The 26,192-nt window shown below is 53.1% G+C and carries 21 protein-coding genes; 4 read left to right on the plus strand and 17 right to left on the minus strand.

What is annotated here, in order from left to right; genetic code table 11:
• Window positions 1-562 precede the first annotated feature (562 nt).
• Window positions 563-1,849 (plus strand): MFS transporter, encoded by a 1,287-nt coding sequence (locus tag BN4314_RS03010; RefSeq protein WP_066305042.1) that lies wholly within the window; start codon window positions 563-565, stop codon window positions 1,847-1,849.
• 37 nt (window positions 1,850-1,886) lie between these two features.
• Here the strand turns inward: BN4314_RS03010 and BN4314_RS08075 are convergent, their stop codons facing one another.
• Window positions 1,887-2,063 carry a hypothetical protein gene (locus tag BN4314_RS08075; RefSeq protein WP_156422837.1) on the minus strand — a complete coding sequence of 59 codons (177 nt, stop codon included), beginning with the start codon at window positions 2,061-2,063 and terminating at the stop codon, window positions 1,887-1,889.
• Between the two features lie 47 nt (window positions 2,064-2,110).
• Between BN4314_RS08075 and abc-f the strand changes: the two genes are divergently transcribed.
• Window positions 2,111-3,580, plus strand: a complete 1,470-nt coding sequence (gene abc-f / locus BN4314_RS03015; protein WP_005987409.1) for a ribosomal protection-like ABC-F family protein — start codon at window positions 2,111-2,113, stop codon at window positions 3,578-3,580.
• 410 nt (window positions 3,581-3,990) lie between these two features.
• On the opposite strand, the gene tet(W) is transcribed toward abc-f, so the two are convergent.
• The 5 genes from tet(W) to BN4314_RS03040 all read right to left on the minus strand — a co-directional run bounded on the left by tet(W) (window position 3,991) and on the right by BN4314_RS03040 (window position 9,986).
• On the minus strand, window positions 3,991-5,910 hold the full coding sequence (gene tet(W), locus BN4314_RS03020; RefSeq protein WP_068539726.1) for a tetracycline resistance ribosomal protection protein Tet(W): 1,920 nt from the start codon (window positions 5,908-5,910) through the stop codon (window positions 3,991-3,993).
• 371 nt (window positions 5,911-6,281) lie between these two features.
• Window positions 6,282-7,625 carry a plasmid recombination protein gene (locus BN4314_RS03025; RefSeq protein ID WP_068539728.1) on the minus strand — a complete coding sequence of 448 codons (1,344 nt, stop codon included), beginning with the start codon at window positions 7,623-7,625 and terminating at the stop codon, window positions 6,282-6,284.
• A gap of 672 nt (window positions 7,626-8,297) precedes the next feature.
• Complete coding sequence (locus BN4314_RS03030; protein WP_232309709.1) at window positions 8,298-9,239, minus strand: helicase RepA family protein; 942 nt, start codon at window positions 9,237-9,239, stop codon at window positions 8,298-8,300.
• Window positions 9,240-9,246: 7 nt separating this feature from the next.
• On the minus strand, window positions 9,247-9,567 hold the full coding sequence (locus BN4314_RS03035) for a plasmid mobilization protein (RefSeq protein WP_052792090.1): 321 nt from the start codon (window positions 9,565-9,567) through the stop codon (window positions 9,247-9,249).
• A gap of 2 nt (window positions 9,568-9,569) precedes the next feature.
• Window positions 9,570-9,986, minus strand: coding sequence for a site-specific integrase (locus BN4314_RS03040; protein ID WP_227791403.1), 417 nt, complete (start codon window positions 9,984-9,986; stop codon window positions 9,570-9,572).
• Between BN4314_RS03040 and BN4314_RS03045 the strand changes: the two genes are divergently transcribed.
• Window positions 9,979-10,272: an XRE family transcriptional regulator gene (locus BN4314_RS03045; protein WP_068539730.1), complete on the plus strand. Its 294-nt coding sequence runs from the start codon at window positions 9,979-9,981 to the stop codon at window positions 10,270-10,272. The two genes, BN4314_RS03040 and BN4314_RS03045, sit on opposite strands and share 8 nt — an antisense overlap.
• Before the next feature lie 617 nt (window positions 10,273-10,889).
• Here the strand turns inward: BN4314_RS03045 and guaA are convergent.
• Complete coding sequence (gene guaA / locus BN4314_RS03050; RefSeq protein ID WP_068539732.1) at window positions 10,890-12,482, minus strand: glutamine-hydrolyzing GMP synthase; 1,593 nt, start codon at window positions 12,480-12,482, stop codon at window positions 10,890-10,892.
• Window positions 12,483-12,704: 222 nt separating this feature from the next.
• Here guaA and BN4314_RS03055 point away from each other — a divergent pair, with 222 nt between their 5' ends.
• On the plus strand, window positions 12,705-13,802 hold the full coding sequence (locus BN4314_RS03055; protein ID WP_068539733.1) for an LCP family protein: 1,098 nt from the start codon (window positions 12,705-12,707) through the stop codon (window positions 13,800-13,802).
• A 106-nt stretch (window positions 13,803-13,908) separates the two neighbouring features.
• Here BN4314_RS03055 and ychF read toward each other — a convergent pair whose 3' ends face one another.
• The 10 genes from ychF to BN4314_RS03105 form a co-directional block, all read right to left on the minus strand.
• Window positions 13,909-14,973: a redox-regulated ATPase YchF gene (gene ychF / locus BN4314_RS03060; RefSeq protein ID WP_068539735.1), complete on the minus strand. Its 1,065-nt coding sequence runs from the start codon at window positions 14,971-14,973 to the stop codon at window positions 13,909-13,911.
• Between the two features lie 82 nt (window positions 14,974-15,055).
• Complete coding sequence (locus tag BN4314_RS03065; RefSeq protein WP_068539737.1) at window positions 15,056-16,330, minus strand: 4Fe-4S binding protein; 1,275 nt, start codon at window positions 16,328-16,330, stop codon at window positions 15,056-15,058.
• Window positions 16,331-16,567: 237 nt separating this feature from the next.
• Window positions 16,568-17,899, minus strand: a complete 1,332-nt coding sequence (locus tag BN4314_RS03070) for a pyrimidine-nucleoside phosphorylase (protein WP_187369538.1) — start codon at window positions 17,897-17,899, stop codon at window positions 16,568-16,570.
• Window positions 17,896-18,339 carry a cytidine deaminase gene (locus BN4314_RS03075; RefSeq protein WP_068539742.1) on the minus strand — a complete coding sequence of 148 codons (444 nt, stop codon included), beginning with the start codon at window positions 18,337-18,339 and terminating at the stop codon, window positions 17,896-17,898. The genes BN4314_RS03070 and BN4314_RS03075 overlap by 4 nt, the downstream gene beginning before the upstream one ends.
• A gap of 207 nt (window positions 18,340-18,546) precedes the next feature.
• On the minus strand, window positions 18,547-19,269 hold the full coding sequence (gene deoD, locus BN4314_RS03080; protein WP_068539745.1) for a purine-nucleoside phosphorylase: 723 nt from the start codon (window positions 19,267-19,269) through the stop codon (window positions 18,547-18,549).
• Window positions 19,262-20,464: a phosphopentomutase gene (locus BN4314_RS03085; protein WP_068539747.1), complete on the minus strand. Its 1,203-nt coding sequence runs from the start codon at window positions 20,462-20,464 to the stop codon at window positions 19,262-19,264. Before BN4314_RS03085 ends, deoD begins: the two co-directional genes overlap by 8 nt.
• 383 nt (window positions 20,465-20,847) lie before the next feature.
• Complete coding sequence (gene deoC / locus BN4314_RS03090) at window positions 20,848-21,486, minus strand: deoxyribose-phosphate aldolase (RefSeq protein WP_021734765.1); 639 nt, start codon at window positions 21,484-21,486, stop codon at window positions 20,848-20,850.
• Between the two features lie 442 nt (window positions 21,487-21,928).
• Window positions 21,929-23,569 (minus strand): chaperonin GroEL, encoded by a 1,641-nt coding sequence (gene groL / locus BN4314_RS03095; protein WP_068539748.1) that lies wholly within the window; start codon window positions 23,567-23,569, stop codon window positions 21,929-21,931.
• 77 nt (window positions 23,570-23,646) lie between these two features.
• Window positions 23,647-23,937, minus strand: coding sequence for a co-chaperone GroES (locus BN4314_RS03100; protein ID WP_021734481.1), 291 nt, complete (start codon window positions 23,935-23,937; stop codon window positions 23,647-23,649).
• 295 nt (window positions 23,938-24,232) lie between these two features.
• Window positions 24,233-26,176, minus strand: a complete 1,944-nt coding sequence (locus BN4314_RS03105; protein WP_068539750.1) for an NAD(+) synthase — start codon at window positions 26,174-26,176, stop codon at window positions 24,233-24,235.
• Between the last annotated feature and the right edge of the window lie 16 nt (window positions 26,177-26,192).

Raw genomic sequence — 26,192 nt, forward strand, 5'->3', positions numbered from 1 at the left:
CACGGACCGGGGAGGCGAGGGCCTCCGTCGGGACCGCCCCGAGCAACCGGCATATCCAAGGAATGACAAGGCTCGATCGCTGTGCTGGTCAGGATGCCGAAGCGGGCCGTCCGCCAATCGGAATGCGGGTCAGGATGCTGCAACGTGATTCCAGCTGCAGGATACGGCTCCTTTGCGGTTGCCGCAAAACCTGCTGGCAACATTCTTACTATCCGAATGATGTACGCATCCCTTGGGATCGTTTCGCCTGACCAGGGCCATCTTCAGCGCCTCATCGGCCAGCTCGGCAGGCGCCTCTTCCACGCGTAATAGCCCTGGCGGGTCACCTATGCAACCAAAGATACAAAAGGAATCGAATGGCCAGAGAGGATTGCCCTTTCCGATGGTCGATTCTTGACAGGCAAACTCAAGCCTCGTTAATATTACATGGTTTGCCAGACCGAATTAACAAAGGAGGGGTGTCGTGGTTGGTCTTTTCCGCACGTGGATGAGCGCCTAGAAAGCGGCGCTGTTGTGGCGTCGCGCTGTTTTTCTGCACGCCATTTCACGATTGGACATAACCATGATATTTGAAACCTCTCGGCGCAGGTCTGTTTCGCTGTGCCATTCATGGCAATTTAAGATTTGTTTCGTATGGGGCGGGGAGCTCGTGTCGACATTGACGAGCTTGATTCTCCAAATGGGTCTCATTTGGCATATCGCCCTCACGACAGAATCATCTTCCCTCCTCTCCCTGGCATCGTTAGCAGGCTTTCTGCCGATTGCTTTGTTCGGAGTCCTTGCGGGCGCCGTTGTCGACAGGCTGCCTTTGAAACGTGTTCTCATCGGCGCCGACCTCTTCGTTGCCGCGGTGGGCGCCGCCTTGGCGATTGCCTCGTTGGCCGGCAGCTTACCTGCGTGGTCAATACTCATCGCCCTGTTTCTCCGCGCAGCTGGCACTTCGTTCTACACGCCGGCCTCCCAATCCCTCACGCCCCATCTCGCCCCGCCAGAGCATCTCGTTCGCCTATCGGGAGTGATGCAGGCGATTCAGTCCGCCGGATACATTCTTGGCGCCGCGCTCGCGGCAGTGATTTATCCTGTGGCGGGCATTACCGCCATGATTGCCCTCGACGTGCTGGGGGCGCTTTTCGCTTCTCTAGCTGTCCTCGCCGCTCAGATAGACGCAGGAGGACTCGACGAAGCCGACCGCAGCTCGTCCTTTTCCAATAAAGTTCGAGAACTTTTCTCTGAGATTTCGGACGGCTACAAGCTGATCAGGGGATACAGGGGGCTGTTCGCCCTTCTTTGGTGCGGGTTCGTCTTCGCTTTCGCGTTCTCCCCACTCGCGGCATTGTTCCCAATAATGACCTTGGGACATTTTGGCGGTAGCACGGGGGATGCTGCTTTGGTGGAGGTCCTTTTCTCCGCAGGCATGCTGGCTGGGTCCGGCATTTTGGCGGCCACGGGAGGGTTCCGCAATAAGTCGCTCACCATGGTCGCCGCGATCGCCGGCTTCGGCGTCGTCGCAATCGCATCCGGATTGCTCGGCCCGTCGATGTTCGCCGTTTTCCTACCGGCGAGCTTTCTTATGGGCGCATGCTCCCCGTTGTACGCGGGAACCCAGACTGCCCTTATGCAGGAGCAGATACCTCCTGAGTACCTAGGCCGCGTTTTCGGCCTCTACGGAACCATCATGGCGTGGGCCATGCCCATGGGCCTCGCGGCCCCCTCCGTTTTTGCGGATCTGCTTGGAGCTCCGTTATGGTTCGTCGGCTCTGGAGCGACCATGGTACTGCTTGCGATGGCTATGCTGCTTGCTCCGAGCGTCCGAAACGTGGGGAAAAGAGATACCGGGCGGATTCAATAGCCCAAGTATTCGAAAAAAAGAGGCGGCAGCCATCGGTTCACGCGTCAGCCTTCAAGCCCTTGCGACGACGAGGTATTGCGCCGACATCCCACATCGCGCTCCTTATTCGTCGCCAACTATCATTTTCGGATTTGCCGGCTTGCGCAAGGTCAAAACGCTCGCGCCGGCAATTGGGCAAAGGCGAAAAATCGACGTGAGCAATCTTTTTTGGCATAGCTGCGCTTCCAGTAAAAGGCTAATACACAAAAGGCGGTTCAACCTATGGAACTCATAGTCAAAGCTAAAGACATCTTTTTGGAATATGCCGGCCGCGATATCCTGGATATCGAAGAGTTGGAAATCTACTCCTACGATCGCATCGGCTTGGTGGGAGACAATGGCGCAGGCAAAACCAGCCTGCTTAAAATTCTGAGCGGCAATCTTACCATTGCGGACGCCGACGTCAGGCGCTTCGGCAGCATTGCCCTCATCGGCCAACTCGATGAACTCGACCTTGATGCGGCTCAGGACAGTGGTGAGATGCTCTCCCGTCTCAACGTCGCCGGAGTGGCGCAGGAGACGATGAGCGGCGGGGAGGAAACACGCGCCAAGATTGCCTCTGCACTCTCCCAGCATGCAAGCGCGATCTTCGCCGACGAGCCTACGAGCCACCTCGACCAAGACGGCATCCGCCTTCTCGTCGGACAACTCAAGGCATTTGATGGGGCTCTGCTCATCGTGAGCCATGACCGTCATTTTCTCGACCAGGTGGTAGACAAGATCTGGGAGCTCAAAGACGGCGGTATTTCCGAATTCTGGGGTGACTACTCCGACTATCTGCGACAGAAAGAAGAAGAGCGCAAAGCTCAGGCGACTCGATACGAAGAGGCGATGCGCGAGCGCGATCGCCTCGAAGCCGCCATCGAAAAACAACGGAAAAAAGCACGGCAGGTCGACGCCAAGCGGAAGGCTGCGAAAAAAAGCAACGAGTATGCAGGTCGATTGGGGCATCAGAAAGCAACCGGCACCAAACAGAAGAGGATGTACCAGGCGGCTAAGGACATGGAGAAGCGCCTCGAAGCGCTCGAAGGGATTGAGGCCCCAGATAGCATTCGCGCCGTGCGGTTCCGCCAGAGCAAGGCCCTGGAACTGCATAGTAAATTTCCCATCTCGGCAGACGATTTCAGCTTGAGCTTCGGCAACTGCATGCTCTATGACCACGCGAAATTCGAGATACCGCTCGGTGCCAAAGTGGCCATCACCGGTGGCAACGGTACAGGAAAGACCAGCCTGCTGAAGGCAATCGCTCGACGCGCCGACGGTATCAACATCTCTCCCAAGGCAGAGATCGGTTACTTCGAGCAAACAGGCTACAAGTTCGACGCCCGTCAGTCTGCGATCTCGTTCATGCAGGATGGTTGCGAGTACAGCATGACCGAAATTCGAGGCATCCTCGCCTCTATGGGAATCGGACCGCGCGACCTGACAAAGGACGTTGGCGTTCTCTCGGGAGGCGAAGTCATCAAGCTGCTACTCGCGAAGATGCTGCTGGGCAGATACAACATCTTGCTCATGGACGAGCCTGGAAATTACCTGGACATCAAGAGCGCCGAAGCCCTCGAGCAGATGATGAGCGCCTATGCCGGAACGATAGTGTTCGTCTCCCACGATAAGAGGCTGGTCGAGAACGTCGCAGACATTGTCTACGAAATAAAGGACACCAAGCTAGTCAAAATCTTTCAGCGCGAATAGCCCTAAATGAGCAAGAAATAATCCCCGAACGGAGACAAGGGAGTAAAACGGCAAAGAAAGAGCCTCCGTCCCAACGCAGGGAACGGAGGCTCTTTAATCGCTTTTACTCATCTCCGTCGCTGGTGGCTTTGTCATGACTCTCGTACGAAACGAAACTCAGCGGCATAGTGCGGCACTCAAAATCGCAGGTCAGAACCCTGTCGTCCTACTCCCACTCGACAAATTCAAGTATATGAGGAAGTATTTCTCTTGAATTTACAGGTAAAATATTCGCAAATTTGCTAATATTTTACCTGCTATTTTCGGCTGTCAATTTTCTTAGTATCAAAATAGTATCACAAGAGGCTGGAAAATGCAACAGAATTATGTGGAGCTCTACATAATTCTGTAACCTTCTTTGCTGTGGTGTATCAAGTAATCTTACTGAACATATGGCGCACCTTGTCCAGGCGGCTGTTTGGACGGCGGGGCTGGATGACCGGCTCGCCGACAGCGGCCTGATACCCTTTCAGTTCCGTCAGGCATACGCTCCGCCCGTTGGTGTAAAAGGCCAGATCAGTACGGTATGCCTGTATACAGCGGGCGGGAATCTCGCCAGTAAAGACAACTTCATCCTTTTTTACCTGGACCGTTTCGATGGTGGCACAGTATTTCGGTGCATCATGATAAGCCCTGGAAAGGTATTCCCGGGGCGCATAGAGGGTGAAGGAGAGATAAGGTTCCAGCAGTTGCGTCCCTGATTCCTTCAATGCCTGTTCCAATACAATCGGGGCCAATGAGCGGAAGTCCGCCGGCGTGCTGACCGGACTGTAATAAAGCCCGTATTCAAAGCAAATCTTACAGTCCGTTACGTTCCAGCCGAACAAGCCCTGCTCCAGCCCGTAACGGATACCATCCCTGACAGCGTTTTGAAAACTCTGGTTCAAGTATCCCAGCGAAACCCGGCTCTCGTATTGTACACCGGAGCCAAGCGGGAGTGGTGTAACAGACAGTCCGATGGATGCCCAAAACGGGTTGGGCGGCACCTCGATATGGATGGTGTGGCTGGCTGCTTTGAGCGGCCGCTCCATATAAATGACGGTGGGTTCCTTTACCACTGTTTCAAGCTTGTATTTTTCCGACAGCAAAGCGGAAACGACCTCCAACTGCACCCGGCCCAAAAAAGAAAGAATGATCTCATGGGTGATGGAATCCACCTCGCAGCGCAAAAGCGGGTCAGTATCCGCAAGTTGCGTAAGAGCGTCCAGCAGCCGTTCTCTTTGCGCTGCCGTTTTCGGCGCAATCGACGTCCGCAGCATGGGGAGGGGGTCCTCACGCCACCTTTTACGAGGGAGCCGGGTTGGGTCCCCTAATACATCGTTTAACCTCACGCTGTCGCTGGGAAGGATAACAATTTCACCCGGATAAGCGGTGTCTGTCCGAACAATTTCCCCTTTGGATGGAATACGCATCTCTGTGATTTTCAGCTTTTCTCTCCCGGCCAGAGCCACCGTATCCCGCAGGCGCAGCGTTCCGCTGTATAGCCGCAAATAGATGAGCCGCTGGCCACAATCTGTATACTCCACCTTGAAAACGCTGCCGCATAGGGCGTCGCTCCCCTGTTCCCCAATCGGTTGGAACAGCCCTGTCACCGCATCCATCAACGGTTGAATGCCAAGGCCCTTTTTGGCGCTGCCATGATAGACCGGGAACAGGGAGGCGTCTTGAACCCGCCGCTGTTCCTCCTGCGCAAGTTCTTCCCGGCTGATTGGTTCTCCTGCGATATACTTTTCCAATAATTCATCGTTATTTTCGATGACCGCATCCCATGCTTCTATGTCGGTATTTTCCTCCAGGACTATTTCCGGGGACAGCGACACCGTCTGCTTGATGATAATATCGGCGGAGAGCTTATCCCGAACAGACTGATACACGCCCTGCAAATCAACGCCAGCCTGGTCGATCTTATTGATAAAGATAACGGTGGGAATGTCCATTTTCCGCAGGGCATGGAACAGAATACGGGTCTGGGCCTGCACACCATCTTTAGCGGAGATCACCAAGATGGCCCCATCTAAAACAGCCAAAGAGCGGTACACCTCCGCCAAAAAATCCATGTGGCCGGGCGTATCCACAATGTTGACTTTACATCTGTGCCACTGGAAGGAAGTGACTGCCGCTTGAATGGTAATCCCACGCTGCCGCTCCAAAAGCATGGTGTCCGTCCTCGTTGTCCCTTTTTCGACGCTCCCCGGTTCTGAAATGGCTCCGCTGGCATATAGCAGGCTCTCCGTCAAGGTTGTCTTTCCAGCGTCTACATGGGCAAGAATCCCGATATTGATAATGTTCATGTCTATCCTCCATACAAGGCCCAAATGGGCGCAAAAATCCCCAGCGGCTAATACTTTTACCGCTGGGGATCATGACTTCGGACAAACAGAAGTATGACGGCTTACATGAGCCGCTGTCCGTCACGATATTTACTAAAAAGGCAAAAGTATTCTTAAATTGGGTACAAAAACTAAGCCCCTGCAAGGGGCAATCATTTTTGCGCCCATTATCAAATTTTATTTAAGAATACCTTGCCGCATATTTGGTAGACTCCTCAAATCAAGATAATAGCAGTATATCATAGTACACTCTAAAAAACAAGAAATTATTTTACCCGATTCCCCAAATAAATCAGGAGGGCATTCACTGGAACACCCTCCGTTTTTGGTGATTATCGTGCGCCTAATCTTGCTTTTTGCCTTGCGTCCCGTTTCCGTTCCTTTTCAGCCTGTTCCTGCTGGTAAGCGGCCTCTAATATTCTGTCCGCCTGTTCCGGGCCAATGGCCCGCCTGACCCGCTCATAGTCCCTGACCTTTCCCTTTAGACTGTCCCTCTCGGCGCAGACCTCGTAAATCCTTTCTGATAAGGAACTATTTTTGCTGACCTCCCGGCCATAGTCCGCTTGCAGCCGCTCAAATTTGGATTTGAGGTCGCAGTAGGCCCGGTAGACAGACCGCAGCACCTTGACGATCTTCGCCCATAAGGGCTTGGCCTTTTTCTCCCGGTAGGCCCTGGCCGATTCCAGCGGTCCCGCTTCTGGCAAGACCTGTTCCGGGTCGCTGGAAAATTCCTCCGCCAGCTTCTCCATGCCTTTCAGCATGTGGGCCACATCGTTTAGTTTGGCCTTGGCCTGGGCCGCTTCCTTTTCGGCAGCTGCCGCCTCCCTGTTCCTTCGGTCAACCTCGGCCTGGGCCAGCACAGCCGCCTCCTGAAGCTGTGCAAGCCGCTCCTGTTCACACTTCACCTTGAACTGCGTGACCGTCAGATGTTCCTCGGAACTGCCACGCTCTCCACGCTCCAAGTCCGTGTAGCCAGCGGAGCGCATCTGCTGAAAGAAATCATCCTGCAAGACGCTGTACGACTTTCTCAGCACAGGCTTGCCCTTTGCTGTTCGTAATGGCTCCCCGGTGGCCTCGTCTACTGCGGGCTGGGATGCCCACTTTTTGCTCATGCTGACCTGCATAACGGTTTCTTTGACCTTGCCCACCAGGGATTTGTCCTTGCACCGCTTTGTCCATCGTATCTCCTTCTCCACCACCGGGATATAGACCACATGGAGGTGGTAGTGGTACACGTCCTCTCCCAGCGCCTCGGACATAGCCCGGTTGCGTTCGTCGGCGTGCATGACCGCCGACAAAATATACTGCTCTCCACCTACGATTTTGATTGCGGATTTGTATGCGTCGGTGTATAATTGTTTTGCGAAGTCATAGCCGCCGTGATTGTAGAAGTAGGCGGAGTTCACATCAAAGACCAACTCACCGTATCGAAATGCGTCCGCCTTAATGCCACGGGTGGAGATCACACCATCGGCCTCCATTTGGGAGAACATCTCCTGATACCCTGCGGATGGGACCTTGAAATGGACATTGAGCGACGTCCGCTCTGGTACAATGTCCTGGTTGACATAGGAATCCTTCTCGCGTTCGTTGTGCTGCTGGGTGTTGCCGATTTTAGCAGCGGTCAGCCTCATATTTCTTGCGTTGGTGCGGTCAATGCCGTCGCCTCTCGCCATAGGCAAAAATCCTCCCATTTCAGATGTTTGGTTGTTGAAAATGGACGGGGGTTCGGGGAAGGCACTTCCTGCGGGAAGTGTAATAACCCACTATGACACTTTCGCCCCGTTGGTGCGAAAGTGCCGTGGGCTCTCCGAGGGGGTGCGGGGGCTTTGCCCCCGGCAACTGCGGTTGCCTCCCCCAGCAGGGCCGCCCTTTGAAAAGGGCGCCCTGCACCCCGCCTAAACTTTTCCACTCGCCGTTGGGCAGGTGGAAAGGCACAGCCTTTCCACCACCCGGCAAGTGTCCTCCGTGGGCCAAATATCAAGGGGTTCGGGTTGTATTGCCTTGCGGCAATCTCCACCCACAGGTATGCCCCCTTGACATTTGACCCCGCTCCCCGTGACAGCCGTGACGACCGTGACGATGTTTTGGACACCGCCCCCGCTCTCAAAAAAGCCGTCACAGCCGTCACGGTCGTCACGCTTGGGGAGGATCCAGGGTCAGGCTGATACTTCTCCCGGCGTGGGTGCGGGTGTTCTCATAGCGGATATGATAGTCCGTTGCCAGTTTCCCGGCCCGGACGTTCAGCCGCATCGCCAGGGCATTGGGCTTCATATCCACTTGCAGGGCTGCCGCCAACTCCGTGGCCGTACCGCCCCAGGACGGCCTCTCCGCCGTGATAAAGGCGGCTACGGCCTCCAGCACCGGGTCGGGGGTTCTACCCACAACTCCGTTTCCATCCGCTCCAGTGTCCATGTCAGGTGTTCCTTGTCCTTAATGAGATAGAGCCGCTGGTCTTGCTGGTCACGTCCTACCACATCCAAGGTGGCGGTGCCGTCCGTCCGCTTCTCCTTCTGAAGAAGAAAGGCCCCGTCTGCTGCCCCCGACAGGCCGTTGGTGCCGGAGATCATATCAAACTTGTCGTCGGCCTGCTGCTTCCGAGTGTGATGTACCAGTAGGAGGCAGACGCCGCAAGCGTCAGCAAGGCGTTTCAGCTTTCCTACCACCTCATAATCGTTGGCGTAGCTGTACTTATCCCCGCCAGCCTCCCGAATCTTCTGAAGGGTGTCAATGATAATCAGTTTGGTGTCTGGGTGTTCCTGCACGAATCGCTTTAGCTGTTCCTCCAGCCCGTTGCCGACCTGCTTTGCGCAGATGGAAAAGAGGAGGTCGTTGGTGCCGTCCATGCCGAACATCCGGTAAAGCCGCTCCTGCAAGCGACGGTGATCGTCCTCCAGCGCCAGATAGAGGACAGTCCCCTTGTGAACGGGATAGTCCCACAGGGGGAGGCCCATGCTGACGTGGTAGGCAAGCTGGGCCATCAGAAACGACTTGCCTACCTTGGGCGCTCCCGCAAAGAGGTACGTCCCCGGATAGAGCAGACCGTCAATGACGGGCGGTCTGCTCTGATAGACGTTCTCGTACAACTCGTTCATGGAAATCGTGGGGAGATACGCCGGGTCGTTCATGCGCTGCATTTTCCGCAGCAGTTCCGCATAATTTTTTTCAGGGGGATTGTTTTCTGTCGTTTCCTCTGTTATACTTGCGGTAGGTGTTTGTGAAATGAGCTGTTCCCCGTCTGCGCCAACAGACGGAACCGGGACAGTCCTTTTCGTTTCTCTGGAATCCATCAATCTATCAATCCTCCTTCATGCCGCCCATGATAGCGGCGATCATCTGAATGGTGTCCAGCAGTTCATCGTCCACGCCAGCCCCGTCCTCGGCCCGCCGCAGTTCGTCCAGAACGGCGGCAAGCTGGTCACGCAGGGCTTTGTAGACCTTGGGATTACCCTGTACCACTACGTCCCGGCACAGGAGGCGTCTTGTGATGTAGTCCTGCTTTGTCAGGCCGGAGAGCCGCACAGCGGCCTCGATCTGTTCATCTTCCTCCGGGGACACCCGGAAGGCCACGGTCTTGTTCCTCCAGCGATTTTTGTTGTCTCGGTTTTTCAGTGACATGGTTACGTTCCCATCCTTTCAAAGTCCAGTTTGTCCGCCATCTCCGTCTGCCTTGTAGGAAACAGATGGGCGTAGCGGTAGGTGATATCGATACTCTCATGCCCCACCCGGTCAGCGATTGCCAGGGCGGTGAAGCCCATATCAATCAGCAGGGAAATGTGTGAATGTCGGAGGTCGTGAATTCTGATCCGCTTCACTCCCGCCGCTTTCGCACCTCTGTCCATTTCATGGTGGAGATAGTGCTTGCTGACAGGGAAAATCCGTTCATTTGCCCCGGTGCTGTAAAACATCTTTAAGTAGTCCTCCATCTCTCCACAGAGGAATTTGGGCATCTTAATGACACGGTTGCTCTTTTTCGTCTTAGGAGTGGTAATCACGTCCTTGCCCTTGAGCCGCTGATAGGATTTGCTGATGGACAAGCCCGAGCTGCTCGAGTCCATCGCCGCAGCGCTCGGCGTGTCCGTCAACGCCCTCAAGGATTACGGCGTCGAGACCGCAGGCGACCTCATGTCGCTGCTCGTGCGGCTCGAAGACTCCTTCGGCATAGTTCCCTCAGCCGACGGTTCGGGCCTCTCCCTGAACCCCAAGGCGCCGCACGCGCCCAAAGCCGCGATGGCGATCGAGTTGTGGGCAGAGAAGCGCGCACGGCTCGAGAACGGCGAGATCGACGCCGACGAGTACGAGGACTGGAAAGCCTTGCTGTAACGGCTCCCCGCATTTCGCAATCAACGCAACCGAATCAGGACGCCAGGCTAGGCGGTGAGCTCCGCTCGCTCCTGCGTAAGCTGAGTTTTTACTCCCCATTGCATGCAAAGGCATTTCAAGCGTAAATGGGGAGTAAATGACGCGGTGGCTTACATGGCGGCACACGGCAGTACACTGCGGCATTTCCCCTGATTACTCCCGTTTTCATTGAGGCGGCGAGATTCTTTACTCCCCATTAACCACCTGGGGAAACGCCGTACGGAGACCGTAAAAACGCCCGTTGAGTTCGATTTGAGTTTCACGGGCCCCGAAACGGCCTCGTTTCGTTCTCGGGGACAAAAATCGCGCGTCTACTCATTCGGGATAAATCTTTACTCCCGTTCCTCCGAATACCGCCCCGTGCCTTGTCGTCTTGAAATACGGGGAGTAAATCGCGAAATCGCAGGTGAAAGGGAGTAAAACGGCAAAGAAAAAGCCTCCGTCCCAACGCGGGAACGGAGGCCAGATTACCGTATTTACTCACCGCCGTCGCTGGCGGCTTTGCCATGACTCTCGTACGAAACGAAACTCAGCGGCACAGTGCGGCACTCAAAAGTGCAGGTCAGAACCCTATCAGCCTACTCCCACTCAATCGTCGCGGGTGGCTTGGGCGTGACATCATATACAACACGATTCACGCCAGCAACCTCGCCTACAATACGCCCACTGATACGCCCTAACACCTCATAGGGCAGCTTGGCCCAGTCGGCCGTCATCGCATCGCTTGATTCTACTGCACGTACAATCACAGGACGCGCATAGGTGCGCTCATCTCCCATCACACCAACACTCTTAATATCAGGCAGCACGGCAAAATATTGCCAGCAGCTATGCTCGCTATTCCTCTCGCCTGTCTTTTCAAAAAGATGTGCATTGTACGCATCTAGCTCCTCGCGCACAATAGCGTCGGCATCGCGCAGAATATCCAGCTTTTCGGGTGTTACTTCGCCAATAATGCGAATCGCCAATCCAGGGCCTGGGAAAGGTTGACGATACACCATATCCTCTGGCAGCCCCAAGCTCATGCCCAACTCACGTACTTCATCCTTAAAGAAGTGATCGAGGGGCTCAATCAAATCAAAATGCACACCTTCAGGGAACGGAATCAGATTGTGGTGACTCTTGATAGTACTTGCCTTCCCTCCCGTCTTGCGCGCACCACTCTCGATAATGTCGGGATAAATCGTGCCCTGCGCCAGCATCTCGACATCGCCAATTTTCTTGGCCTCGTCGAAAAAGACTTTCCAGAACTCGGTACCAATCAAGCGACGCTTTTCTTCTGGCTCAGTGACGCCAGCAAGCAGATCCGCATAGCGCTGCTCGGCATGTACATGTACCAGCGGCACATTGAACTGCTTGCGAAAGACCTGCTCGACCATTTCTGGCTCGCCTTTGCGCAGCATGCCATGGTTTACAAAAACGCAGGTCAGCTGATCTCCAATAGCACGATGCACCAGCGCTGCTACCACCGAGGAGTCTACTCCACCAGAAAGCGCCAAAATAACCTTACGCTTGCCTACCGCAGCGCGAATCTGATCAACTTTTTGCTCAACAATATTGTTCATTGTCCAATCTGCAGCTAAGCCACACACACTAAAGAGAAAATTCTCAAGCATCTGGCGTCCATACTCGGTGTGCCGCACCTCGGGATGAAACTGCATAGCGTAGAGCTTGCGCTCAGGACATTCCATCATCGCCACAGGACAGACATCTGTGTGGGCCGTCACCTCAAAGCCCTCTGGCGCACGAACCACGCGATCACGGTGACTCATCCACACGGTCTGACCATCCACCGGCGTATCTGCAAGAATCGCCGAGCGACCATCCCGCAACAACAGCGCCGGGCCATACTCGCCTGTATCCGCATGTCCAACTTCACCGCCCAGCTTGACTGCCATGACCTGCTCGCCGTAGCAAAAGCCCAGTACAGGAACCCCAAGCTCAAAAATTGCTCCGTCCATATCTGGTGCGTCTTCAGCATAAACAGAAGCAGGACCACCGGACAAAATAATTGCTGAAGGCTTCATATCAGCAAGCTCAGAAGCGGGAATATCGCAGGGAACAATTTCCGAATACACCTGCAAATCACGCACCCGACGCGCAATGAGCTGACCATACTGAGCGCCAAAGTCCAGCACCGCAACCCACTGTTGAGGCTTGTTGTTTGCCATACTTCCTCCATTTCGACACGTCATCCACGGACGCAATTATTTCCATCTGCACATAATAGGGCTATTGAGAGTGTTTACCATGGAGCAAGAACGTAATATATATGTTCATCGTGAGGGGATATGCGTCTGCTGATACCATTACGTGGTTAGGCTTTGCGCGCTTTGTCTGCATTAAAGGTTTTTTACGCGCAGACGCTCGGACCAGCGAAATGGGGGGCTGTTTTGTCTCGCAAACACAAGCAGCTTGATGATTCAGGCACGGGGCAGGAGTATTCACGATCTGATGCCACCGCCAAGTATATGAAAAAACGGCACAAAAGGACACGTCATCACGTTTTTGCTGTTGTTGCAGTGACGCTTGTCGTTTCGCTTTTTGCCTTTGTTGGCGTTGCGTGGGCTTATATCAATGGTATTAACTCCCGTCTTGCTCGCGGCGTGAGTCAAGATACCTTAAAAGCTCTTACCGAGGTACAAGATGGTGAGCCTTTCTATATTCTTCTTTTGGGTATCGACAAAGACCAGGACCGCGCAAATGGTACTGAGTACGGTCCCTCTGATAGCAGCTATCGCTCTGACTCCATTATGCTCGCGCGCGTTGACCCCAAAGAAATTAAAGTGACCTTGGTGTCGATTCACCGCGATATTCTTGTTGATTTAGATGAATATGGTCAACAAAAGATTAATGCTGCCTTTACCTTTGGTGGTGCTCCCTACTCCATTAAGACCATAGAGAAGCTTGCAGGCGTCAAGATTTCACACTACGCCGAAGTTGACATGGATGGCCTGGCAAAGGTTGTAGACACTGTTGGAGGCATCGACGTTGATTTGCCCGTCGATGTCAAAGATTCCGAGTACACCGGTATTGACCTTAAAAAAGGGCATCAGCACATCAACGGTAAAGAAGCAACGCTTTTGTGTCGCGCACGTCATGCCTATGACGAATATGGCGATGGTGACCGTTATCGCGCCGCCAACCAGCGCATGGTCATTGGAGCTGTAGTTAAAAAAGTCTTGCGCAGCGACCCAGGCACCATGACTGCTGCGATTTCAAGCATGGCCGATATGGTTACTACCGATATGAATGTCAACTCTATCCTGGGTCTAGCTACCTCAATGTCCAGTCTTGATGTAGACAAAAATGTGATGGGTGGTATGACCCCCACCACCTCTGATGATTCAACAGGCACCTGGTATGAGATTTTGGATGTTGAAGCATGGAAACACATGATGGAACGTGTTGACCAGGGACTGAGCCCTTACGACGGCAATAGCTACGACGATACCGCAGGCATTGCCGCAAAGATGGGCAAAGGCGACTAGCCTCCAGACGCAAGCAAGACACCATCAAGAAAAGTGCGGTACCTTGCGGTACTGCACTTTTTGTATACATACATGCCAGATAAGGTCTGTGTTGAGAGCTCAGCGCCTAGACGTTAAACATGAATTCCATTACGTCACCATCTTGGACGACGTAATCTTTGCCTTCCATGCGCATACGGCCTGCCTCGCGAGCGCCGGCTTCACCGCCCAAGGCAACATAATCGTCAAAGCTAATCGTGCGCGCTTTGATAAAACCGCGCTCAAAGTCGGAATGGATAACGCCAGCAGCCTCAGGAGCCGTAGCACCAATGCGTACGGTCCATGCTTTCACTTCCTTCTCACCAGCAGTGAAATAGCTCTGCAGTCCCAACAGGCGATATGCTGCCTGAGCCAACGTCTCCAGTCCGCTGTGCTGCAGACCCAATGACTCCAGGTATTCAGCAGCTTCTGCCTCATCAAGCTCGGCAAGCTCTGCTTCTACCTCAGCACAGATGGGAATAGGAGTCTGCCCATTGATAGGGGCAGGCGTCTCAGCAACCTTGTCCTCATCGACGTTTGCCACATAAAGCATGGGCTTCATTGAAAGCAAAAACAGGTCGTGCGCTGCGGCACGCTCCTCATCGCTCATATCAAGGTCGGCCGCACGCTTGCCCTCACCAAGCCACTCTTGCAGACGCTTTGCAATAGCAAGGTTGCAAGCCTTATCTTTATCGCGCTTTGCTTCTTTCTCAAGCTTGGGAATAGCGCGCTCAAGCGTCCCCAGGTCGGCCAAGATAAGCTCTGTCTGAATAGTTTCTGCATCAGAGGCAGGGTCAACACGGCCGTCTACATGTACGACATCGGGATCAGAGAAATACCGTACGACCTCGCAAATAGCATCGGTATTGCGAATGTTGGAAAGAAACTGGTTGCCCAATCCCTCACCTGCGTTTGCACCTTTGACCAACCCTGCAATATCAACAAACTCAACGGTTGCTGGCACAATACGTGCTGGGTGCACGATATCTGCTAGTTTTTGTAACCGCTCGTCGGGTACATCGACAATGCCGACGTTCGGGTCGATAGTTGCAAAGGGATAATTTGCTGCAAGGCCACCCTTCTTGGTCAAAGCGGTAAAAAGAGTTGACTTACCGACGTTGGGCAATCCCACGATGCCGATAGATAGGGCCATGCTCGTACTCCTTGTCTTTTTGCCCGCCTGTGCGGACACGCTCCTTGTATGGTCTTTGTCAGACCCATGCGATTAATCTAAGCTATTCTGGCTTGCTCAACTCGTCTGCAAACGTCTCAAGCGCAGAAAGTCCCGTCTTTAACATCTTTTTACTCTTCTTTTTGACAGCTTGAATCTGTGCCCGCTGTTTTGCCACTTGTTCGGCAGCAGGATCTGGCACAATCATCTTACGCGAGTTAATGCGTTTCATCTCTAGGGCATGCTCTGGACACGCCTGTGCGCACGCACCGCAGTTAACACAATAGGTAGGCTCTACTGAGAAATGCCCCGTTGCATCCAAACTGCATGCACGAACAGGACAAAGCTTGACGCAGTCACCACAAACCGTACAACGCGATGCGTCGCAGGCGGGAACTTCCCAAACCATTCTGTCAGCAAGTTTGGGATGAGATTGTAGCGTTGACAACACCAATTTGCGCTTTTGAGTAAGCTGACGGCGACGTAGCTCTTCATTTTTCATACCCGTGACCTGCTCAAGTGTGCGCTGTAGGGTATTAATCTGATTGCTATGCGCCTTGATACGGTTGGCCACCGCCTGTACCCCCGAAACCGCAGGATTACCAGCGGTAACGAGCGTGGTACCCGCCTGAGCCATGCTGCTCATAAACTGACGACGTTTGAATGCACGGCTTTGCTCATGGGTCATATTGGTTTCATCAACCTCAAGCCCCACACTAAAAATTGAATGCCCTTCGCCTTCTGCAATCGCTTCGGAATAATACTCTTCGCCCGTAACCGTACGACAGCGATCGCAAATACCTAGCGGTAGATAGACGCTGATATTGGAGTACTCTGCAAGTAAAGAAAACCACAATTCCGAAGGCATAACCCCCACGCAGGGAAGCAAAACTTCATTGTCTTTGGGCAGGCGCCCCAAGGCACGGGTACAGGTTATATAGCAATCATCATAGGTACTTGCCACTCGAGCAATTTCATCGTATAAATTGCGCGCCATCTGACGGCGAGCAATAAATGCTTCAGTGGGACATGCAGCAATACAAAGCCCGCACTTGCGGCAGTTATCCTCAATAATGACCTTCTTGCCGTCATAGGTAATGGCTGCAACAGGACACACGCGAGCGCAGCGATCACACACATCCTGACCATCAGAAGTCGAACGCAGGCAAGAGGGCAAGCTTATACGCGGTTTGTCCTTGTAGTCAGCGGGGTTGTAATGAGGAATCGCATCAGGATCGCCCATCAGCTGATTGGCAACATTGCCCAAAGGATTGCGAACCGCCAAAAAATTATCTTGCAAATCGATGATTTCATCGATCATGTCGCGCTCTTTAGCCATGCCACTCCCCCTCTCGCATAGCGTATGCCAAAGAGTTATTGTAGCAGCGTAGCGGAAGTAAGAGCGGCCAGGAGCGCTTAGCCTTTGGTTAGCCCAATAAGGATGCCACCCAATGCAACCAAAACCACCCCTGCAACCACTAACTTGAGAGCGCACGTTGGACATCGCTCGTGCAGCAAAATCAGGACCAAGAGATGCGCTCATAAACAAGCACCATCGCATCTCCATTTGAAAAGTCTAGGCGTCCAGACGCTCAACACCATCGCGGGTCACGCGTGCATGGAAGAGAGGGATTGCTTTGGGACGATCAGGGCGAATATCCAAAGCAGAGCGGAAGATGCGCTCGCCTTCATCACAAAGCTGTTCTGTTGCTGCATACAGCGTTGCCAACACATCACCTTGAACGATTGCGTCCCCGCTCTTCTTGCCCAAAACAATACCTGCGGAGTAGTCGATAGGATCTTCCTTCTTGGCACGACCTGCACCCAACGCAACAGACGCAATGCCACAACGCTCGGTATCCATGGCAAAGAGATAGCCTGCCTCCTGAGCAAGAACCTCACGCTTGGCGCGGGGCTCAATGAGCTGCTCAAAGGGATTGTCAAGCAGTGCTGCATCGCCACCCTGAGCTGCGACCATATCCTTGAGCTTTGCCAAGCCACAGCCATTGGCAATCTGTTGACGTGCCAATGCGCGACAATCATCCATCTCACCCTTACCCGCAAGGTAGAGCATGTTGCCTGCCAGCTCGATGCAGATATCGCTAAGGTCTTTGGGACCCTTGCCCTGCAGCGTTGCGGCAGCTTCGGCAACTTCAAGAGCATTACCGATGCAATTACCCAAAGGCCGGCCCATATCGGTAATCATGGCAACAGTGGTACGACCCACATGCTCACCAATCTCGACCATAGCCTGTGCCAGCGCAATGGCATCATCAACAGTCTTCATAAAGGCACCGCTACCGCATTTAACGTCGAGCAAAATCTTGTCAGAACCAGCAGCGATCTTTTTGCTCATAATGCTTGAAGCAATAAGCGGCAAGCTATCAACCGTTGCGGTAACGTCGCGCAGGGCATAGAGTTTCTTGTCCGCAGGCACCAAATTGCCTGTCTGCCCAATGATGGCCACACCCACTTTGCTCACGATCTCAACGAAGCGGTCACGCTCAACCGAGGTCGAAAGACCAGGAATAGACTCCAACTTGTCTAGGGTGCCACCCGTATGGCCCAAGCCTCGACCACTCATTTTGGCAGTCTTAACACCAAGGGATGCCACAAGAGGCGCAATGACCAGCGAAGTCTTGTCACCAACGCCACCGGTAGAATGCTTATCCACCTTAATACCGGGGATAACAGAGAGGTCAACGACATCTCCTGAAGCCACCATTTCCATGGTCAACGTTGCAGTCTCACGAGCTGTCATGCCGCAAAAATAAATAGCCATACACAACGCAGATGCCTGATAGTCAGGGATATCGCCCGACACATACCCCTGAACAAAAAACTTAATCTGCTCGTCAGTGAGCTCTCCACCATTGCGCTTGGTCTCAATAATGTCGTACATTCTCATTGGACATTCTCCTCCATCTGCGCTGCTACCTTGAGATCTTGAGGTCCAAAACCCAGCGGCAATAATTCTTTTAATAGATATGTTTTGATGTCACTCTCAGAGCGAGCAAGTACAATCTCAAAAGTCTCGGGGTCACAAAACTCACGCATGACCTGACGACACACACCACAGGGCGCACACCAATCGCTAATGGGCATGCCCGCTGCTCCACCCACAATAGCTATGGCTGAAAACGCAGTGCAACCCTCGCTGAGCGCTTTGAAAAAGGCAGTGCGCTCTGCACAGTTAGTAGGGGTATAGGATGCATTTTCAATATTGCAGCCATGCCATACACTGCCATCAGCACCCAGCAGTGCCGCCCCTACCGCAAAATGTGAATACGGCATATAGGCCCTTTCACGCGCAACAATGGCTTCTTTCACTAAAGCCTGCTTGTCCATCTGATGCCTCCCAAACAAATACCCGCCCCGCCTGAGTGGCCGAGACGGGTAAGGATTTCTAAGCAAGTCCAACAGCTGATTCCAGGCAACGAAGAGAACCAAAACGATGAGGGTCAATACATAGGGCAACATTGCCATAAGCTGGCTGCGCATCGCAGGTCAGATGTCTAAACACAGCTAACCGATTAGCCCAGCTGTTGTAAGCCGTTAGTTCTCAGGAATAGCTAAAGCGAGGGCGACTTCCATCATCTGTGTAAAGCTGGTCTGCCTCTCCTTGGCAGACAGTGCCTCGCCAGACAAAGGCAGGTCAGAGACCGTAAGCAAGCAGAGTGCGCGCTTCTTTGCATAGGCAGCATTCAGATAGAGAGCTACTGCTTCCATCTCAACAGCCAAAACGCCCATGGATGCCCAACGCTCGTTAACCGTGGGGTCTGCATTGTAGAAGACATCAGTGGATAGTATGTTACCAACGCGCGTAGGAACGCCCAGCTCCTCAGCCTTGTTAACAGCACGACGGAGCAAATCGTAGTCAGCAAGAGGAGCATAGGTGCCTGGCATATTGAACTGTGCTGCATAGTTAGAATCGGTGCAGGCACCCATGCCAATCACCAAGTCACGAAGCTGCACGCCCTCAGCAAGACCACCTGCACTACCAATGCGAATAATCTGATCAACCTCGTAGAAATTAAAAAGCTCATAGGTATAAATGCCTACGGAAGGCATACCCATGCCACCACCCATAACTGAGACAGGCTGGCCCTGGTAGGTGCCCGTAAAGCCCAACATATTACGGACGGTATTAAAGCAGGTCACATTCTCCAGATAGTGTTCTGCCACATACTGCGCGCGTAGGGGATCGCCTGGCATAAGAACGGTCTTTGCAATCTGGCCCTCAAGGGCAGCATTGTGCGGAGTCGGTACGTTAGGCATTATCAGCAACCTCCAAGATATCGTTCAAACGAGACATGCCATTTTCAAGAACAGGGACGCCAAGGTAGTCAAGAACCGTGGCAGAAACATCAGCAAACGTAGTACTGGTACCTAAGTTGGCACCAGGACGCACCTGAGGGCCGGCAATAACCCAAGGTACATATTCGCGAGAATGATCAGTCGAAGGTGTTACAGGATCGCAGCCGTGATCGGCAGCCACCATAAAGAGATCACCTTTGCGAAGTTTCCCCAAAATGGTCGGTATGTGCTCATCAAAATAAGCCAACGCCTTGGCATACCCATCAACATCATTACGATGCCCATAAATCATGTCGGTATCGACAAGATTAACAAAACAAAGACCCTCAAAGTCGCGATCAAGCAGCTCGATAGTGCGGTCGATACCCTCAGGGTTGCCCGTAGTGGGGATGGACTCTTTGATACCACGTTGAGCAAAAATGTCATAAATCTTGCCAACGGAGATAACGTCAACGCCCGCCTTGGTCAGAGCATCGAGCATAGTCTCGCCCGTAGGCTCCAGCGAGAAGTCGTGGCGACGCGAGGTTCTGGTGTAGGAGCCTTCCTCACCAATAAAAGGACGAGCAATAACACGAGCAACCGCATGCTTGCCCGTCAAAATCTTGCGCGCAATGCGACAATACTCATAGAGCTGCTCACAGGAAACAACGTCTTCGTGTGCAGCAATCTGGAAGACGCTATCAGCAGAGGTGTAGACAATCAGTGAGCCGGTCTCAACCATCTCACGACCATAGTCACGAATAACATCGGTGCCAGAATAGGGCTTGTTGCAAAGCACTTTGCGCCCAGTCTGGCGCTCAAACTCCTCAATAATCTCTGCGGGAAAACCATCGGGATAGGTGGGGAAGGGATTAGGTGAAATAACACCTGCAAGCTCCCAGTGACCAACCGTAGTGTCCTTGCCCTGGGAAGCCTCACGCAGGCGACCAAATGCGCCGGTAGGTGCCTCGACAGGCTTTAGATCTGCGTCATAGGCTGAATCAAGTGCGCCGTCGATGTTGAATAGACCGAGTTTTTGAAGATTGGGCATAGCGAAGTAGGGGCTGGTTGCGCAGGCGCAAAGAGTATTGCTGCCCTCGTCACCGTACTCTGGAGCATCAGGCTCTTCGCCAATGCCAAAGCTATCCAGCACAACAATAAAGACCCTCTTCTTCATCTAGTCACCGTACCCTCAACTTGCCGCCTTTTACAAACGTAATGGCATAGATATAAGTGAATCCATGATAGCGCGCGGGATAGAATCAGCTTCCAACGTTTTTTACACGCAGAGATGGCACACGACAGCTTGTTCTGCTTGAGCCAAGACGAAGAAGCGCAGCTGGTCTGGGTAGGAGGTCCTCTGCCACCTTTAAAAGAATTCCAAGATGCTTTGTTTACCAGCATTATCTGGGGATAGATCCAGGGATTTTCGGCAAAAATGCACCCAAGCAGGACTTATAGCTGCTGCCTATCACGCTCGCGCACGAGGCGCAACACGCGTAACACTCGACAGTAAAAGCTTACGAGCCCACTTGGGTGCAGAATCAGACTAGCGAGAACTTAGCTTACGATTGCGATGCTTGCGCTTGTACCCAGACGATCAGCGCCAGCTTCGACCATGGCCAAAGCCTCTTTTTGATTGTGGATACCGCCAGCGGCCTTGATCTTACAGGCATTGCCTACGGTCTCGCGCATCAGGCGCACATCCTCGATGGTAGCGCCACCAGTGCTAAAGCCAGTGCTTGTCTTGACAAAGGCAGCACCAGCCTTAACGCAGTCCTGGCAAGCACGAACAATTTGATCGTGGTTAAGCAGGCAGCACTCAAGAATAACCTTGACAGGATGACCTTCGGCGGCCTTGACCACCTCAGCAATATCATTGATAACGTACTCGTCATCGCCATCAATGAGTTTGCCCACGTTGATAACCATGTCGATCTCGGTAGTACCATCCAGCACTGCTTGGCGCGCTTCAGCGGCCTTGCCTGCGGTAGTGGCAGCACCCAGAGGAAAGCCAATGCAGGTGGTAACACCTACGCCAGAATCACCCAGGCGCTCAACCGCAAACTTGGTCCAGCAACCGTTGATAGAAACGGTGGCAAACTTATACTCCATAGCCTCATCGCAAAGCTTGGCAAGATCTGCCTGCGTTGCGTTGGCCTTTAGATTGGTGTGATCAATGCGCTCGTGAAGTTCCATGTTTTCTCCTTCTTCTCTAGGCGTATCCATGAGGCGAGATTGTAGCGCCGACTCACAATGCAGCACCCCTATCCCCGCCACACCTACACGCAAGTTAGCAGCAATCCCGTACAAACGGTATTATTTCACGCTCTAACGGTAGCTTACCTCACTTCACTTGGATGTTGTGCTTATCCGACAAAGCTGTTATCTAAAAAATTAACCTGTCCTCTGGTTAAGCAAAACATCGCAAGGCATGCAGGCAAAGCAAAGCGGAGCCGGTTGCGACACACAAGACGCCATATAACACGTCCTTTCGACAATAAAAACTGCGCCCCGAATCTAAAAGACGCAGGCCATACGTCAAAGATTCGAAGGCGCAGCTCAGGTGAAGGGACTCACTCATTGCTCGGTACTACGAACAATTATGAACCGCTTAGGCGATTGCATCTCGCCTAGTGGCTTAGTACATGCCGCCACCCTGGCCGCCAGCTGCCGCGGCGCGAGAAATGGCTTCCTCAATAGAGGTGTCCTTGGGTTCATCAGAGACGGTAGCCTCAGTGATGAGAATCAGGGACGCAACAGAAGCTGCGTTTTGCAGCGTGGTGCGAGTAACCTTAACAGGGTCAAGGACGCCCATCTCAACCATGTTGCCATAGGTGCCGTTTGCAGAGTCAAGACCCTCGCCATCGGGCAGTGACTTGATCTTCTCGACCACAACAGAACCCTCAAAGCCAGCATTGGAAGCAATGGTGCGTACGGGAGCCGCAAGCGCCTTGCGAATGATGTCTACACCGATCTGCTCGTCAGCATCTACGGTCTCAACGCTATCCAGAACCTTGGTTGCCTGCAGGAAAGCAACGCCGCCACCTGCGACAATACCCTCCTCAACAGCGGCACGAGTGGCCTGAAGCGCGTCCTCAATGCGGTGCTTGACCTCTTTGAGCTCAACTTCGGTAGCAGCGCCAACCTTGATAACGGCAACACCACCGGAAAGCTTGGCCAGACGCTCCTGAAGCTTCTCGCGGTCAAAATCAGAAGTGGTGTTCTCAATTTCGTTTTTAATCTGAGCAACACGCTCGTCAATGGCTTCCTTGGAGCCAGAACCACCAACGATAGTGGTGTTGTCCTTGGTAATCTTGACGGACTTAGCGCGGCCGAGCATCTCAGCAGTCACATCAGAAAGGGTGACGCCGAGCTCCTTCATAGCGACCTGGCCGCCCGTAAGCACAGCAATGTCCTCAATCATGCGCTTACGACGATCACCGTAGCCAGGAGCCTTGACAGCTGCAACCTGGAGAGCACCACGAATCTTGTTGAGAATCAACGATGCCAGAGCTTCACCGTCAACGTCCTCAGCAATAAGCAGCAAAGGACTACCAGACTTGGCAACTGCCTCAAGAATAGGCATAACGTCCTGAACGTTAGAAATCTTCTGGTCGGTCAGCAGAATGTAGGGATTTTGCAGCTCAGCGGTCATGGTGTCCTGCTCAGTTGCAAAGTACGGAGAGATGTAGCCCTTGTCAAACTGCATACCCTCAACAGTGTCAATATCAATGCCAAAGGTCTGAGACTCGTCAACTGTGATAACACCATCCTTGCCGACAACGTCCATTGCGTCGGCAATCTTGGCACCAATCTGGGGGTCGCCAGCAGAAATGGTACCAACGGAAGCAATCTGCTTTTTGGTGGAGACGTCCTGCGCAGAACCCTTCATCTCCTCAACAGCGGCTGCAACTGCCTTGTCAATACCACGACGAATAGCGATGGGATTTGCACCAGCTGCCACATTGCGAAGGCCCTCATTAACGATAACCTGTGCAAGCAAAGTTGCGGTGGTAGTACCGTCACCAACCGTGTCATTAGTCTTGGTAGCAACTTCTTTTACCAGCTGAGCACCCATGTTCTCAACGGGGTCCTTAAGCTCAATCTCCTTGGCAACAGAAACGCCGTCGTTGGTAATGGTGGGGGCACCGTAGCTACGCTGAAGTGCAACATAGCGACCCTTAGGGCCAAGGGTTGTAGTAACTGCATCGGCAAGAGTGTTAACACCCTTGGCGAGCTTGGCACGCGCATCGGTGCCGAAGGTAATATCCTTTGCCATTGTTTTCCTCCTTGTAGGAATACTCAATCAAAAAGTTTTGCGCTGCTTGTCAGCAAAGCGGCTAGTAAACGAGCTACTTACTCGCTAATAATGGCGTAGATATCATCTGCACGGAGCAGCAGGAAGTCCTCGCCATCAATTTTGACGTCGTTACCACCAAACTTGCCGTAGTACACCTCGTCGCCCTTCTGGACATCTACGGGGATACGATTGCCATTCTGGTCGCGCTTACCCTCGCCTACAGCAATAACCTGACCGCGCTGAGGCTTTTCCTGTGCGCCAGAGCTGATGTAGAGACCAGAGGAAGTCTTCTCCTCCTTGGGAGCGGGCTTAACGAGAATGCGATCACCCAGCGGCTTCAATGTCATGATTAAAACCTCCTTCTGCGCCATGCGGCGCTTGTTTGCAAGCGGTGCGGGCCAAGCCCGTCCTTCTTAACTGCCAACGCTAGGAATAATACCCAGATATGCAAAATATAACAACGGAATTGGAAAAAAATCTGCTATTGCCACACTTAGGTTTATTAAGTGTGCTTCTATGGTAAGTTCGGTGGAGCTTAGGCAGCAAGCTCTCTTGCTCTGCTTGGTTCCAGCATGGTGCAATTTTGCCAAGCAAAGCGCCTGAGAGGGGGATAAACCTCTACGAGCATAGGGCTATAGCGGGCTAATCATCAAGATGCTCGAGTTCGGCGAGCCAGAGGCTTGCCTGGGCATCGGAGGGCATACGCAAATCGCCACGAGGACTTACTGCCACCGAGCCTACCTTTGGCCCATCAGGCAAACAGCTTCTCTTGAACTGCTGCGCAAAGAAGCGCCGATAAAACGTCTTCAACCACATCTTTATGGTCGCCGCATCATAACTGTCGCCGAGCGCATAGCATGCCAAACGGAACACTTTGCGCGGAGCAAAGCCACGCCTCAACACTTGATACAAGAAGAAATCGTGCAGTTCATAGGGCCCCACCAAATCCTCAGTGCGCTGAGAAATTGTGCCATCAACTGAGGCAGGTAGAAGCTCTGGCGACACTGGTGTATCGAGCACGTCAAGCAAGACGCGCGACAGCGCAGCTGAGCTCGTGGTATCCGCTACATGGTTAACTAAGTATCTCACCAGCGTCTTTGGCACACCACCGTTAACACCATACATGCTCATGTGGTCACCATTGTAAGTGGCCCAGCCCAGCGCCAGCTCGGATAGGTCGCCCGTCCCAATGACCAAGCCGCCGTCTTTGTTGGCAATATCCATCAAAATCTGTGTACGTTCACGCGCTTGGGCATTTTCGTAAGTCACGTCGTGTACCGTTTCATCCTGCCCAATATCGGCAAAATGCTGACGCACAGCTGCAGCGATGGACACTTCACGCAGCTCACAGCCCAAAGCATCTGCTAACTCCTGCGCATTGGAATGCGTGCGGTCGGTCGTGCCAAAACCAGGCATAGTTACCGCGATGATTCCCGCACAGTCAAGCCCCACCAGATCAAACGCGCGCGCCGTCACCAACAAGGCAAGCGTCGAATCCAGACCACCCGATACGCCTACCACCGCATGTGTCGAGCGCGTATGAGTCAGGCGGCGAGCCAAGCCATGTGCCTGAATCGACAGTACGTCTTCGCAACGCTGAGCGCGCGTTGCGGGATTGTCTGGCACAAAAGGATGGGGGTCTACAAAGCGCGTAAGCTTAGTTGCAGCCTTTTCCAAGGTAAAGGCGACATGCACATAGCCCCCCTCAAGCTCAGAAGCATAACTTGGCTGGAAGGTAGACTGACGACGGCGCTCAGCTGCAAGCAGAGAAATATCCACCTCGCTTGCCGCACAGCCATCACCAAAAGGCAGACTTTCAGCAAGCAAAACGCCATTTTCGGCAATCATGTCATGGCCAGAATAAACCACATCCTGGGTTGACTCACCTTCCCCAGCACTTGCATAAATATAGGCAGCTAGCAAACGTGCAGATTGGCTTGTGACAAGTCCGCGACGATAATCAGCCTTACCAACAATGGCATTACTCGCTGAAAGATTTACTATCACTGTTGCCCCAGCAAGAGCATGGTTGGTCGATGGGGGATTTGCCACCCAGAGGTCCTCACAAATCTCCACGGCAATTTTGAGCTCGGGCATCGATTCGCAAGTAAAAATTTGCTTGGCACCAAAAGCTATGCCAAACTCTCCTGCAAAAGGCAGGTCCACAATCATCCCGTCTTCACAACCAGCAGAAAAATAACGGCCTTCGTAAAATTCGTTGTAGTTAGGAATATTTTGCTTTGGCACGATGCCCAAAATCTCACCATGGCTCACGGCAACTGCACAGTTATAAAGTTTTGCATTGCTGCGCAGGGGCGCACCAAAAAAGATAATGGCATCGTAGTCAGCTGTGGCTTCGGCAATTTTGCTAAGCGCACGCTCAGCTGCATCAAGCAGAGCGTCCTGCCAGAAGAGATCCGCGCACGTATAGCCCGTTACACAGAGCTCTGGCAAAACGATAATTTTTGCTCCATTGTGCTCATAGGCGTCACGAATCTCCGAGAGAATCGCTTTGGTGTTATAGGCAACATCGGCAACGCGAATCTCAGGCGTACGGGCTGCAACCTTGACAAAACCGTCCTGCATGGAGTCCTCCTTGGGC

The sequence above is a fragment of the Olegusella massiliensis genome (genome assembly GCF_900078545.1).
Taxonomy (GTDB): Bacteria; Actinomycetota; Coriobacteriia; order Coriobacteriales; family Atopobiaceae; genus Olegusella; species Olegusella massiliensis.